At 50.5% G+C, this 13,666-nt stretch carries 12 protein-coding genes; 8 read left to right on the top strand and 4 right to left on the bottom strand.

Translation table 11 applies throughout. The features are described from left to right. Positions 1 to 48: 48 nt before the first annotated feature. Complete coding sequence (locus FBR45_RS10550; RefSeq protein ID WP_138502093.1) at positions 49 to 546, bottom strand: hypothetical protein; 498 nt, start codon at positions 544 to 546, stop codon at positions 49 to 51. Positions 547 to 582: 36 nt separating this feature from the next. Further along, positions 583 to 936, bottom strand: coding sequence for a PadR family transcriptional regulator (locus FBR45_RS10545; RefSeq protein ID WP_138502091.1), 354 nt, complete (start codon positions 934 to 936; stop codon positions 583 to 585). Positions 937 to 1,910: 974 nt separating this feature from the next. Between FBR45_RS10545 and FBR45_RS10540 the strand changes: the two genes are divergently transcribed. The 7 genes from FBR45_RS10540 (at position 1,911) to FBR45_RS10510 (ending at position 10,860) form a co-directional block, all read left to right on the top strand. After that, entirely contained in the window at positions 1,911 to 2,303 is a 393-nt protein-coding gene (locus FBR45_RS10540; RefSeq protein WP_138502089.1) for a barstar family protein, read from the top strand. Between the two features lie 194 nt (positions 2,304 to 2,497). Beyond that, positions 2,498 to 2,914 (top strand): PH domain-containing protein, encoded by a 417-nt coding sequence (locus tag FBR45_RS10535; RefSeq protein ID WP_138502087.1) that lies wholly within the window; start codon positions 2,498 to 2,500, stop codon positions 2,912 to 2,914. A gap of 228 nt (positions 2,915 to 3,142) precedes the next feature. Further along, entirely contained in the window at positions 3,143 to 5,968 is a 2,826-nt protein-coding gene (locus FBR45_RS10530) for a GAF domain-containing protein (protein ID WP_138502085.1), read from the top strand. Next, a complete protein-coding gene (locus FBR45_RS10525) occupies positions 5,938 to 7,194 on the top strand; it encodes a hybrid sensor histidine kinase/response regulator (protein WP_138502083.1) in 1,257 nt (418 codons plus the stop codon). Before FBR45_RS10530 ends, FBR45_RS10525 begins: the two co-directional genes overlap by 31 nt. A 137-nt stretch (positions 7,195 to 7,331) precedes the next feature. Then, positions 7,332 to 8,648 (top strand): sensor histidine kinase, encoded by a 1,317-nt coding sequence (locus tag FBR45_RS10520; protein WP_138502081.1) that lies wholly within the window; start codon positions 7,332 to 7,334, stop codon positions 8,646 to 8,648. Between the two features lie 410 nt (positions 8,649 to 9,058). Next, the gene (locus tag FBR45_RS10515; RefSeq protein WP_138503052.1) at positions 9,059 to 10,021 is read left to right on the top strand and encodes an SDR family oxidoreductase; all 963 of its coding nucleotides are present in this window, start codon (positions 9,059 to 9,061) and stop codon (positions 10,019 to 10,021) included. A 29-nt stretch (positions 10,022 to 10,050) separates the two neighbouring features. Next, positions 10,051 to 10,860, top strand: coding sequence for a helix-turn-helix transcriptional regulator (locus FBR45_RS10510; protein ID WP_138502079.1), 810 nt, complete (start codon positions 10,051 to 10,053; stop codon positions 10,858 to 10,860). 124 nt (positions 10,861 to 10,984) lie between these two features. Here the strand turns inward: FBR45_RS10510 and FBR45_RS10505 are convergent, their stop codons facing one another. Further along, positions 10,985 to 11,821, bottom strand: coding sequence for a helix-turn-helix domain-containing protein (locus FBR45_RS10505; protein WP_138502077.1), 837 nt, complete (start codon positions 11,819 to 11,821; stop codon positions 10,985 to 10,987). A 12-nt stretch (positions 11,822 to 11,833) separates the two neighbouring features. Continuing rightward, positions 11,834 to 12,586, bottom strand: a complete 753-nt coding sequence (locus tag FBR45_RS10500; protein ID WP_246082226.1) for an oxidoreductase — start codon at positions 12,584 to 12,586, stop codon at positions 11,834 to 11,836. Positions 12,587 to 13,248: 662 nt separating this feature from the next. Between FBR45_RS10500 and FBR45_RS10495 the strand changes: the two genes are divergently transcribed. Next, positions 13,249 to 13,666, top strand: a 418-nt coding sequence (locus FBR45_RS10495; protein ID WP_138502073.1) for a transposase, incomplete at its 3' end; no start/stop codon positions are given.

Raw genomic sequence — 13,666 nt, 5'->3', positions numbered from 1 at the left:
CAGGAAAGGATTTTAAGGCAAATGGCCAGCTGACAGCTAAGCGAAGGATTAAGCAGTTAGCGGCCGTTTTGATTTGCGAAGCTTATTGGTCAGCCATCCTCCAAGGAGTAGTATACCCGCTAATCCTGCTGCACCCCAGGCCGTTCGAAAAGCGGCCATCGGGATGGCCAAGGGGCGGCTAACGACAAGTAGAAAACCGATTAACAGCAGAAACGTGAGGATGCTGGAGAGTTGCATAAACTGAAAGGGCCTGGTGGTCGGACGCCGTTTCATGCGGAACCTGGCTCTTGATGTTTTAGGCATTCCTAATGAATGCTTTGGGCCCAATTCCTGGTGATACACTTGTTTCAACTGAGCGATGACCTGCGAATTAGCCTGCTGCATAACCTGCTCCGACGCAACAGTGAACGTTTGCCCTTGATCCATTCGCTGTTCAATTAGGGAGGCTATATGATCCAGGAGTTCAGCTTCTAGCGCCAGATGAGGGCCGGTTCGCTGAAGCTGCTGGGTGATTTGGTCAAGTTGGGTGCGTGACAGTTTGTTCATAACTAAGCGTAGGGTTAAAGGGGAATAGAGTTCGCATTATTGGCCAAAGGCTACATCGGGCGCGGGGTTGATGATCAATCGCACAAGTTGGATAAATCGCTCAAATTCACCCGCCTTCCGAACCGCAGTTTCACTCCCTGCTGGTGTGAGTTGATAGTATTTCCGCAATCGTCCGTCCACCTCCAGACTTTGCGTTATTAGTAAGCCTTCATCTTCCAACTTATGGAGTAGCGGATAAAGTGCGCCAAACGTAAGCGTGATTCCTCCGCCTGTCCGCTCTTCAACAGCCTGCGTAATTTCATACCCATACATCTGCCCCTGTTGAGCCAGTAATTGAAGAACAAGGGTTTTCAGTGTTCCTCGTAAAAATTCCTGATTACCTGATTCCATTGGCTGTAGTTAATCGTTAATTTAATTTTCAAACAAAAATATATAAGAAAACTATATATACAATCAATAGAATAAAATTTGCTTCTGGCGAGGAGAATACTTGTAGCAGAATCAATCCAGCAATGGTACCGGATAGAGAGAAGGTAGTGACCGCATGTATAGCGTTCCCCAATAGTTGGACAGGATTTCAGTGTTTTCAAACTTGACGTGCCAAGCCTGAGAATTGTACTTTCCCCTCCCCTCTCCCATCAGCCACGTACCACCTGGCCGGGGTTTAGTAGCCCAATGATTGGTACCTCCGCTCGTGATCGTAGAAACAAAAGTACTCCGTCAGGCCTTCATATGAGCTGTGTCCATCAGTGTAGGCTCTCAGATAAAGATCGGGGCCGCCCGTGCGGCTCATACTCAATGGTTCGCCAAAACCGCTCGATGAAAATACTGTCCAAAGCCCGCCCTTTGAAGTCCATACTTACAAATATCTCATTATCTGTCAATGGATTGACAAAATTATGACTGGTGAACTGACTGCCCTGAACTGTGTTGAAGATGGTTGGCTTACCCTACTTCGAGAGTGCTTCTTCCTGCGCATCGACACAAAATCGTCCAGCAGCGTGTTGCTCAATCGCCAGCTTAGAATGTAACGACTGAACCAGTCAATGATCGCGCAGAGGTAGAGAAACCTGTTCGCCATCGGCACGTCGGTGATGTCGCCGGGCCGCCTGTGCGGTTGATCAGACCTGATTGGGCCATTCAATGGCCAGTCCTCTTAGCAGATCAGGATAGATGAAGTGGCCTTGCTGCGGCTTGGACAGGTTGGGTTTTGGCTCCTTCGAGAGCTTCCAGGACGGCCTTGGTCTTGAAGGCAGCGTCGTGAACACGACGGGGATATTTGGTCATAATAGGACATTTGTAGTCAAACCCTTGACGGCTTAAGTTAAACTACCTGTCCAGCTTTTTTGGGAGCTCGATAAACGATGGTTAAACAGATTGAAATTGAAGGAAATGCCATTAACGACATTGCCTCCTTTTACGAGGAGATCAACCGAGTCTTTGTGGGAGTCGAAAGCTGGCAGATCGGTCAGAGCCTCGACGCGTTTGATGATTTACTGTATGGGGGCTACGGTGCCCTACAAGGAGCCGAGTCGGTTGAGCTTGTCTGGTACCATATGGACCACAGCCGGAATGCTTTGGGGTATCATACTACCCGTGCTTACTATTTGGAGAAGCTGCAGCCTGGCTCGCCCTACAACAAAAAGCTATTTAAAGAAAAGTTGGAAGCGCTGGAGAAGGGCACTGGCAAAACGTATTTTGACACGGTAATGGCCATACTTGCCGAGCATCCAAGCATTCGAGTGATTAGTGAATAAAATTTTTGGGTTGGGCAAGACTTCAGCTGAAAGATGATCTTCTCCCTGATCTGAAGCCATGGGTATCAATTTTCAAAAAAGGCTCCTTCCTGAGACGAATAACTAATCCTGTTTCACTCTTAGCTACGCGCGATAGTTGTTTTTTCCTATCTTAACTCTTGAGGAGTAAGCAGATCGATAAAAAGACCGAAACCATGAAAACCTATAAATCGAAAATAGGACTTGAGCTCGCGATTCCCTTGTCCGGTTTATTCGTTGGATTGGGTAGCCTGATGATCTACAAAGGGATTTACCCAGGAGTAGCCATTGTGCTAGTGATTTTCCTACTGATCCTACACTTGTTTAGCACCACACGCTATAAACTCGACAAAAACACCCTCCATATTCAAGCCGGTTTTTTCTTTCACCAGAAGCTACCCATTACGTCTATCAAAAAAATCATCGAAACCCGAAACCCCATCAGCTCCCCCGCCCTTTCGCTGGATCGCCTGGAAATAGTTTATAATCGATTCGATAGTGTACTCATTTCACCTACTGACAAGATGGACTTCATCGCTGAATTACTCCATCGAAAGCCGGACATTGAAGTTGGGCTAAAAAGAAGCGTCTGAGTTCATGTCCTCAGGCAAAAGCTTAGGGTAACTTCATCGGTAGGCGCTTTCGCCTACCTGAGGCAAGTGAGCGTTCATGGCTCTGCTCACAAAACGGGTGTTTCGAGAGAACAGATGATAGCAGGCTACTTAATGAGACCGATAGCTAATTAAGCAAACAAAAACGTTTAACATATGGTGTAGGCCCTCCATTTATTGGTTAATAAGAAGCACCCGTCTTCTTAGTGTATGAACAACATGCCCCCAAAGGCTTCTTCTTACTCAGCCGGTGACCAGTGGGCCGACGAACTACCAGAGATTCAAAAACTGCTCAGAGCGACACTGGATGCGTCTATGGACATGATTCAGGTCTTCCAGGCCATTCGTAATGAGCAGGGCCACATTATTGATTTTACCTGGCTACTCAACAACCATGCGGCCGAAAAAGTCTACGGCGATGTAGTGGGTAAAAGTCTCTTGCAACGCCAACCCGGCGTGGTAGAAGAAGGCATTTTTGAGATTTTCAAACAAGTAGTGGACACGGGTGAGCCCCAGCACTACGAAAAGCATTACGTTCACGAGCAGTTCAATGGCTGGTTCCATCAATCGGTGGTCAAGCTCAATGATGGCGTAGCCACCACCACCGCCAACATTACCAGCCGCAAAACAGCCGAGCAGCAGCTTCAGCAGAGCCGGGCATTCTTGCAATCGGTGATTGATAGCTCCCTGGATATTATTCAGGTCTTCAAAGCGGTACGGGGTGAGGCTGGCCAGATCCTGGATTTTGTCTGGGTTATGAACAACCAGAAAGCCGTTGCCCAAAATGGGGAGGTCATCGGCAAAAGTCTGTTGGAATTGAACCCTGGCGTGGTTCAGGCGGGCATTTTTGACCACATGGTCGAGGTGGCCCAAACCGGAGTGGCTTATGAGCATGAACAGTACTACAACCACGAGCAGTTTGATGGCTGGTTCTACCTGGCCCTGGTGAAGACCGATGATGGCGTGGCCATGACAACGCGCGACATTAGCCGCCAGAAACGAGCCGAGGGGGAAGTGCTTCGGCTGAAGGAAGAAATAGCCAGAAAGGCTACCGATAAATACCGCATCCTGTTCGAGACCATTGACGAAGGGTTCTGTGTGCAGGAACTGCTCTTCGACCAACACGGGGAGGTCGACGATCTGATTTACCACGAAGCAAATCAGGCCTTCGAGCGGCACACGGGTTTTGCTGACATAAACGGCAAACGAGCGAGCGAGGTGTTTCCCCATATTGAGCCCAACTGGTTCGGGGCCCTCCAGCGCGTGTATCAAACGGGCGTTGCCCAACGGACGGAAGGCTACAACGTAGACACACAGCGCTGGCTCACGGCCCATTATTCGCCAGTCGGTGGCGCAGGCAGCCCCTTCATCGCGGCTGTTTTTCAGGATATCACCGAGCGCAAACGCCGGGAACAACAGCAGGCCTATCTTTTAGACCTGAATGATGTCCTTCGTTCTATGGCTGATCCGATAGCCATTCAACGGGCGGCCATGCGCATCCTCGGGGAGCACTTAGGGGTTGACCGGGCCATCTATGCGGAGGTGAACCTGGATGAAGACTGGTTTGACGCAACCGATACGTATACCCGTAAATCCGTTCAACCCGTAACGGGGCGTTTTCCCTTTACGGCATTTGGTCCTGCCGGCGAACTACTCAAAAAAGGGGAGAGCCTGGTCATTGATGATGTCCGTACAGAGGTCGATGAGGATGCACAAAAAGCGTTTTACTCGATCGATGTGCTAGCCGTTGTTGCCGTACCGCTGGTTAAAAACGGGAAGCTAGTGGCCGATCTCTCTGTTCACCAAACAACGCCACGCCATTGGCAGGACCACGAAGTTGGGCTCTTACAGGAAACGGCCGAACGCACCTGGGCAGCCGTGGAACGAGCCAAGGCCGAAGCCGCCCTGCGTGAAAGCGAAGAAAAATTCCGCACGGTTTTCCAGTCGATTGACGAGGGCGTCAGCACGCTCGAAGCCATCTTCGACGAGGAGGGCAAGGCGGTCGATTACCGCTATCTCGAAAACAATCCGGTGGTGAAGACCATCTTCGGATTTGAATGGCCGGTGGGCAAAACCGTCCGTGAGTTTCTGCCTACCGTTGAACCGTATTGGATTGAAACCATCTGCGGGGTTGCCCGCACCGGCGAGCGGGTGCGCACCGAATACCCGGTCGAGAGTCTGCAGCGCTGGATCAGCGCACACTTTTCGCGCATCGGTGGTGAAGGCAGCCGCCAAGTCGTTGCCGTCTATGAAGACATCACCGAGCGCAAGGCCCGCGAGCGCCAGCAAACGTTCCTGCTCCGGTTTTCGGATAGTTTGCGGATACAGCCCAACCCGGATGCCCTCGCCAACCGGGCTCTTCAACTGCTGGCCGAGCAGTTAGAGCTGGATCGCTGTTACATCGGTGTCTATCAGCCGGCCCAGGATCGGGCCGACATCACTCACCAGGTGGGGAACACCCGGGTGCCGCCCATGCCTGATACCATTTGCCTGTCCGACTTTCCCCAAGCCCTGCGCATCTCCTTCGAGCGTACGCTGGTGATTGACGACTTTTCCCAGACGGAAGGCCTATCCGATACCGATAAGCGAAACATCGGCACCCTCGGCCTGCGGGCACTCGTAGCCGCTACTTTGCGCAAAGGCGAGAACAACCCATACTGGGCGATTGTGGCGGTTTCGGCCGTTCCCCGGCGCTGGACCCCCAACGAGATTCAACTGATCGAGGAGGTAACCGAACGTACCTGGGCTGCCCTGGAACGAGCAAGAGTTGAAGAGGCCATGCAAGAATCCGAAAAACGGCTTCGGCTGGTCATTGAAGCCACCGAACTGGCCACCTGGGAGTGGAACCTGGAAACTAACCAGGTGTATTGGAACGAGCAGCACTTTAAGCTATTTGGCATGACACCCGGTCCTAATCCCGTAAGCCCGGATGACTTCATGCGCCATGTTCATCCCCACGAACGGTCATTGCCGAGCGGGGCGTTTATGATACGGAGTTCTGTGCCGTGCTGGAAGACGGTTCCCAACGCTGGATGAGCGGCTACGGGCGCATCACCGAAGAGCGGGATAGTCAGCCAGTTCGTATGAGTGGGGTCATGTTCGATGTGGATGAGCGACGACGGGCCGACGATGCGCTTCGCTTAGCGGATCGCCGAAAAGACGAATTTCTGGCCATGCTGGCCCACGAACTGCGTAATCCCATGGCCACCATCCGATCCGGTCTGAACATCCTGACCTTGACCACCGCCGGGGATGAGACTACCCATTCGACGGTGGCCATGATGAATCGTCAGACGGCTCATCTGGTGCGCATGGTGGACGACCTGCTGGATGTGAGTCGCATCAGCCGGGGTAAGATCGAGCTGAAAAAGAGTCGGGTCAATCTAGTCGAGTTGGTTCGCCAGGCTCGGCAGAGTATAGCCGCTGAGTTTGAGCTGCAAGGAAAGGTTCTTCATATCCACTTGCCCAGCACACCGGTTGACCTGGAAGGAGATGCCACCCGGCTGATCCAGGTGGTGGCTAATCTGCTGACCAATGGCCTGCGCTATACCGGTGAGGATGGCCAGGTATGGGTGAGTCTCATTCACCAACACCAGGAAGCCATTCTTCAGGTGCGGGATAATGGCATCGGTTTAGCGAAGGATCAGCAATCGGCCATCTTTGAGCTGTTTGTGCAGGTGGACAACTCGGTGGCTCGCTCAAAAGGCGGCTTAGGCCTGGGCCTGACATTGGTGAAGCAATTAGTCGAGATGCATGGGGGACGGGTGGACGTTTACAGTGAAGGGCTGGGCAAAGGCAGCACTTTCACGGTTCATTTACCAACGCTCACCACCGCTGCAGAGTCCAGCCCAATGCCGGCTCCCCAGACGACAGACTCAGCCGCAGCGAGCCGTATTCTGGTCATTGATGATAACGCGGATGCAGCGCTGATGATGACCATGCTGCTCAAGCTGAAAGGGTATGAAGCCTATAGCCGAACCAGCGGTCAGGCGGGTCTGGAAGCCGCCGAACGCTTACAGCCAGCGGCTATTCTGCTGGATATTGGGATGCCGGAGCTGGATGGGTATGCCACGTGTCGGCTGATCCGTGAGCAAGCCTGGGGCCAGGGTTTGGCCGTGATTGCCTTGACGGGCTACGGCCAGCAGGAAGATCGGCAGCGAACCCGGGAAGCGGGCTTTGATGGGCATCTGGTGAAGCCAGTGGATGTGGACGAGCTGACAAACCTGCTCACCGCCCTACTGGGCAAGACCCCATCGGGGTAGTAGGACGTAGCGGGGCGTTGCCAGCACACACCAACCCCTACGCGTACCTCTTCCTACTCAGGATGGCCATAAAAAAGGTGAAAAATAGGCCGGCCAACTTTTCAAACGGGTATTTACTCCGTAAGCGAACCAATCCGATGGCTAAAAAATCTTCTCCCCCACCCATGCGGCAATTGACCGACTATCTCTACGCCCGGCGCGAAGCTATTCTTACCACATGGCGGACCCGGTGTTCGGTCGATATCGACTTACTCACCCGCACGAGCTTTTCACGCGAAGAATTCAATGATCAGATGCCGGTTCTACTTGACATTCTGGCTCAGCGACTGCTGGAACAAGAGGTCAAAACCGACCCCGTAGAGCTGGCGGGTCAGCATGGGCTACACCGCTGGCAACGCGGCTATTCCTTTCAGGAGCTGCTCCAGGAGTTGAATCACTTTTACCTCACCCTGACGGAGGAAATCTATCAGTATCTGCAGCTTTATCCCGACACACCCGCTTCGGTGATTGCCCTCGTCAATCAGCACCTGGTTCGTCTGGCTACCGAAGTCAACGCCGGCAGTATTATCTACTACGACAGCTTACGCCAAACTAGTGCCGCTGAGCAGGCCCAAAGCCTGCAACTGGCGCTGGACCACCTCCAGCAGCTAACCCACCGACGCAGTGAACACCTCCGCGAAATGACTCATGATCTACGGGGCAACTTCGGCTTGGTCTCCGGAGCAGCCAGTTTGCTCAAGATGCCCCTCAAGGAGGGGGAACGCCAGCAATTTCTGGATATGTTGAGCCGTAACGTGGGTAAGGCGGTATCGCTGCTGGAACAACTGACTAATTATGCTCGTCTGGAGGCTGACCAGGACCCGTTGACCATCAAAGCCTTTGATGCTGCCCAGTTGGTACGGGACCTGGTAAAAGGAGCCCAGGGTTTGGCCAATGAGCGCCATATAGTGCTTAGGGCAAATGGTCCTGATCAGCTGCTGGTGAAAAGTGACCCCGCCAAAGTGCAACATATGGTTCAAAACTTGCTGATCAACGCCCTGAACTACTCGACCAATGGCTGGATCAATGTGTCATGGGCTGCGGAAAACGATACGCGCTGGCTCGTCAGTGTGCAGGATACGGGTTCCGGTTTACGTGAGGGGCCGGTGGCGCTGCTGGCCGAGCAGCTAAAGCCACACCCGGAGCCGACCCGCGTTCATCAATCAGAAAGCCTGGCTGATTATGCCTCGGAACGTGTCCCGGCCACGCAGGCGGGCCAAGGAACAACGACAACGCGTCAAGCCCATAGTGAGGGGATCGGCTTGTTTGTGGTGAAGCGACTGAGCCAGTTGCTCAAGGCCGGTATGGATATCGAAACGACACCTGGTCGTGGCACGCTGATTCGGATTCGACTGCTGACTGACCAGACGAAATCGGAACAAGCGGGTAAAGCCGACCAGGGAGCTAGTGGGTAGTGAGGGTGGCGAGGTGAGCGAATAGCCCTACCCTCTACCCACTCAGATGCTGGTCATAACCAATTCATGCCTGAACGGAATGCTTTTGCCGGCAATACCATCATCCGTGGTAGGCTTTAGTTGGTTTGTCTTACAAATCACTCCCCAACGTGAGATAAATAGGAATTAATGCGCCTGCTTATCAAACAAAACAGTTAGTATACTAATAGATCGATACAGTTTTTCGTCACACGAACATACTTCAGGCGTCGAATAGCTACAGAAAATAACGAATAACAAACACACCTACTCTGTTAAATGATTGTTTGAACGATCTATTGACCTTCACAACAAACAAAATGTGACCTTCACAACAAACCTCCCCGCTGCTTTACCTCCCAATTTTGCCCCTGTATTTAAAACAGGAGACAATGACTAATCAAACCGTATTGGTAACCGGGGGCACCGGATTCGTGGGGGTTCACACAATTTTGAGACTGCTCCAAAAAGGCTACACTGTCAAAACGACCGTCCGTTCGTTGGCTAAAAAAGAGGCTATCGTTCAGGCTCTGAATGAATCCGGCATCGTCGATCTGGACCAATTGTCTTATGTGGAAGCCGACCTGACCGCCGATGAGGGTTGGGAGGATGCGGCCCGGGGATGCACCTATGTGTTGCACGTAGCCTCTCCCTTTCCATTAGTGCCGCCTGAAGACGAGAACGAACTCATCATACCGGCTCGTGATGGTTCGCTGAGGGTCTTGAAAGCGGCCCGGAAAGCGGACGTCAAACGGGTGGTGATGACCTCTTCGTTTGCTGCGATTGGCTACAGTATCGATCCCAGCGGGCATACATTTACGGAGAACGACTGGACTGACGAAAACGCCCAGGTTCAAGCCTACATCAGGTCCAAAACGATAGCAGAAAAAGCGGCCTGGAATTTTATTCGGGATCAGGGAGAGGGGTTAGAACTGACGGTGATCAATCCGGTAGGCATTTTTGGTCCCATTATTGGCGGGATTTTTCCGGCTTCGTATGAGGGCGTGATTAAAGCACTCGTTGACGGTACGGTTACCGAAAGCCCCCAATTTACCTTTGGCGTGGTTGACGTACGTGATGTAGCCGATATTCATATCAAAGCAATGGTACTACCCGAAGCCAAAGGCCAGCGCTTTCTGGCTACCTCAGATAGTGTGGTTAGTTTTTATGACGTGGCCCAGCTTATCAAAAAAGAACGTACCCAAAAAGCCGGGATGATAGCTGAGTTGAAGCCTATTGATTCAACCTATTACATAAACATGTCTAATCAAAAAGCGAAAGACATGTTAGACAGGTACCCACGAAGCAAAGAAGAGGCTATTTTGGCCAGCCTGGATAGTGAGATTCCAGCGTAACTTTATGGGCTATTGTCAGACTTCAAAAAATGACTACCTATCAAATCCATTCCTGTCATTTAGGACCTGAACTTTCACCAGAGCAGTTTATTTCAGACCATTATTTTATGTTCCTGCTGAAGGGATCGATGAAAGCGTATGACGGCAAAAAACAGTATGGTATGCAATCAGGCGATTGCTTTATTGCCCGAAAAAATCATTTGATTCGCTATACCAAGTTCAAGGATGATGATCAGTTTATTAAGATCATCATTACGTTGGACGAGCCATTCTTGAAACGCTTTATCGAACGACATGCTTACCCGTCAGGCCCCTCAACCTACGGCGATTCCTTCCTGTTTGTCAACCCGAATCCATTCATTAAGCAGTATATTCAATCGCTGGAGCCGTATTACTCCAGCGATTCAGAGCTGGACCAAACGTTTGCCGATATTAAACGGGAAGAACTTTTGCTGATTCTGTTAAGGTCACAACCCGAATTGGCGTCGATCTTTTTCAATTTTAGCGTCCCCCACAAAATTGATTTAGAAGAGTACATGCAGCAAAATTTTCGGTTCGATATCAGTCTGGAGCGATTTGCCTTTCTGACCGGACGAAGCGTTTCATTGTTCAAACGGGATTTCAAAAGAACCTTTGGCATGACACCCGGAAGCTGGCTGCTGAAGAAACGATTGGACGAGGCTTATTTCCAGCTCAGCAGCCAACATCAGAAACCAAGCACCGTCTATCTGGAAGTCGGTTTCGAAGACTTGTCTCATTTCTCCTTTGTTTTTAAAAAGACCTTCGGAAAAACGCCTTCTGAAGTGGCGACAAGCAGCAAGGCACAAGGCAGCAGATAGTTTATAACCAGCTCGTTGCAAATGACCTTCTCAATAGCGATTTGTCGTCATTGTAGTGGCGAACAAACGTGACGCGTTCTGAGCAAAAGAGTATTGGGAAATTTTACATGCGTTGGCTAGTTAGTCAGTCTTGAGGGCATTCGATGGAAGACGGCGAGCTGTTGTTGCGTAATAATACGGAGGGATTTACACCATACTGTTTCTTAAATGCGATGGAAAAATGAGACAGGTTTTCAAAGCCGGTTTCTAAATAAACGTCGGATGGCTTTCTCTTTTTCTGGGCAATGAGAAAGTAAGCCATTTCCAGCTTCTTTTTTTGCAGCCATCGCTCAGGGGTTGATCGAAAGATGACCGCGAAGTCGCGTTTGAACGCCGAAAGACTCCGGCCAGTCAGTTTCGCAAATTGGGCCAGGGGTACGTTGTATGAAAAATGCCGATTCATATACGCTTCTAGGTACAGCTTATGCGGTTCGCTGAAATCGAATAAAAAATTTTTCAGCGAAGCCTTACGTAATAATAACTCGATGGCCTCCATTGTTTTTATGTGCGCAAGGGCCGGAGTCAGTTTTTCGGGCTGCGCAAAGTAGGGCATTAGCGAATCGAAGTAGCTTTTCATAACTGGATCTACGTCCATGATCACATTCAATTCGCCAACGTACGGACTGTCTGACACAACGCCATAATCTGCGCTGAATTTCTGTAGCGTTTTTTGATCCAAACAAATGCTGATGGAAGAAAACGTGTGGGTATCGCCCACCTTCTTCACCGCTTTTACCAACTGATTTTTCCGGATCAAGCCCAGTGTCCCTGCGGGATGTGAAACAATGCCCTGCTGCGAAAACAATTCTGAGCTCCCCGAAACAATCAGTACCAGCCAATGCTCGGATACAAAAGGGTCATGGCCGAATTCATCTTTTGTACAGGCGTACAAGACGATATGTTGCTGGGGTTGCTGTTGCATAGCCGTCGGGAATTAGCCTTTTGTTTGACTCAAGATTACCTTTTGAAACAAGGTATCTGGCAAAATTTTCCGCAGAAAAAGGATTGGTTTTGCGCCATAGCCGCCGACATATCGCGTTCTAGGTCGTTTCGCTTCAATGCCTTCTTTGATCAATTTTGCAATAACGATTGGTTCCGGGAGAGCCAGGTTCGTGGTGGCTTTCTGTGTGGAGGCCACCATGTCTTTGTAGGCTGTATGTCCTGAGACAGCGGTCATTTTTTCATTGGAAATGTCAGCCCACTCGGACTTGATTCCACCCGGTTCAATAACAATGACGTCAATTCCGAACTGGTTTACTTCCATGCATAAGCTGTCACTTAATGCCTCCAAGGCAAACTTACTGGCATGATACCAACCGGCCAGCGGAAAGGCAACTTTGCCGCCTATGGACGAAATATTTACAATTTTGCCCCATTTATTAGCCCGCATTGCTGGTAAAACCAATTGAGTCAACCGCATGGCCCCAAACAAATTAACATCTAACTGATAACGGGCATCCTCAATGGATAGATCTTCTACCGCCCCACTCGAACCGAAGCCGGCGTTATTGACCAGAATATCAATTGTTCCGGCCTCTTTGGTAATTTGTTGCACACAGTTAACGATGCTTTCCTCAGCAGTTACGTCCAATGCAATTGGCTTGATGCCGTAACTGCTGAGATCGTGCATTTTCTCGGTTCTGCGTGCCGCCCCGTAGACGTTGTACCCGTTCTGGGCGAGTAAAATAGCCGTTGCTTTGCCAATTCCTGCCGAAGCCCTGTAATCAAAACTGTCTTTGCCATAGTTGTAATTGTTTATGAAGCAAAGTTAGCGTACGCTCCGGGGCAAGGTTTTGCTGAAAAGTCCAAATTAGTTTGCCGAGAAGTTCATTGTACGTTTGCTCCTGTGGTTTAGGAGGAGTTCTTTTAAGGAGACCTCAGTGCTGAACCTTCGACTGTACAGAAAGGTGGTTTTGCTTTCTACTGACAATTTGTTTTTGCTCTTTCAAAATAAAAGTAAGTATAGGACAGTAAGCCTGTTACTACACCAGACGGTCTTATTCCAATCTCTTGAAACACGCTAGTTATGTTGTTTACCTGGTGATAAGTGGCGGTTTTCTGGCTATGAATTCGGTGTCTTAACCCCCTGAATGACTGCATAAAAGCACAATTTTTTCAGTACCCAGTGCCGTTTTGAAAAAAATGCCAGGTAGAACCGACAGTCCGTTTTTACGGACTGTAAAAAAGAAAGGATTAGTATTGATCCCTTTTGACAAAATAGTGTTCTACCAACTGCTCTTTAGAAGTTGTTTGGGAATTGTTAAAGGCTGAGCGTCGGGCCATTTTTGTATCGACCAGGATGCAAAGCAATGACCAAACAGTAGAAGCCACTGACCGACGCTCAGTGGGATGCAATCGCTCCGGCGACCCGGTTCGCCTTTTTTACCGCTTCAGCGCAAACGAAAACATGATCTTCGCCCTATCGTCAACGCTCTGCTCTGGCAACTCCGCACGGGCTGTCAATGGCGCAATCTGCCATTCGAGCACCTGCCCTGGCAGACCATCTGCTACTACTTCCACCGCTGGAAGCTGGATGGAACCATTGAGAAACTTAATGCTGCCTTGAATCAAGCCGACCGAATCCGAGCTGGCCAGGAAGCGTCACCTTCGCTACTTTGCATTGATTCACAATCGGTTAAGCTAGCCCCAATGGGCAGCGTGGCACGCGGCATGGATGGCCACAAGGCCGTTAATGGGCGCAAGCGGCAGTGGGTGGTTGATGCGCAGGGGCGACTTTGGGTAGCGGACGTACACGCGGCCAATGAGG

This window comes from Spirosoma lacussanchae (assembly GCF_005870035.1).
GTDB classification, from domain to species: domain Bacteria; phylum Bacteroidota; class Bacteroidia; order Cytophagales; family Spirosomataceae; genus Spirosoma; species Spirosoma lacussanchae.
The sequence above is the reverse complement of the archived record's forward strand: the minus strand, read 5'-3'. Positions and strand labels throughout refer to the sequence as shown.

What these genes read in the sequence shown, in the direction of transcription:
- FBR45_RS10535 (WP_138502087.1), top strand. Translation starts at nt 2,498, where the DNA reads ATGAAAACCTATAAATCGAAAATAGGACTTGAGCTCGCGATTCCCTTG.
- FBR45_RS10520 (WP_138502081.1), top strand. Translation starts at nt 7,332, where the DNA reads ATGGCTAAAAAATCTTCTCCCCCACCCATGCGGCAATTGACCGACTAT.
- FBR45_RS10530 (WP_138502085.1), top strand. Translation starts at nt 3,143, where the DNA reads ATGAACAACATGCCCCCAAAGGCTTCTTCTTACTCAGCCGGTGACCAG.
- FBR45_RS10550 (WP_138502093.1), bottom strand. Translation starts at nt 546, where the DNA reads ATGAACAAACTGTCACGCACCCAACTTGACCAAATCACCCAGCAGCTT.
- FBR45_RS10545 (WP_138502091.1), bottom strand. Translation starts at nt 936, where the DNA reads ATGGAATCAGGTAATCAGGAATTTTTACGAGGAACACTGAAAACCCTT.
- FBR45_RS10510 (WP_138502079.1), top strand. Translation starts at nt 10,051, where the DNA reads ATGACTACCTATCAAATCCATTCCTGTCATTTAGGACCTGAACTTTCA.
- FBR45_RS10540 (WP_138502089.1), top strand. Translation starts at nt 1,911, where the DNA reads ATGGTTAAACAGATTGAAATTGAAGGAAATGCCATTAACGACATTGCC.
- FBR45_RS10505 (WP_138502077.1), bottom strand. Translation starts at nt 11,821, where the DNA reads ATGCAACAGCAACCCCAGCAACATATCGTCTTGTACGCCTGTACAAAA.
- FBR45_RS10515 (WP_138503052.1), top strand. Translation starts at nt 9,059, where the DNA reads ATGACTAATCAAACCGTATTGGTAACCGGGGGCACCGGATTCGTGGGG.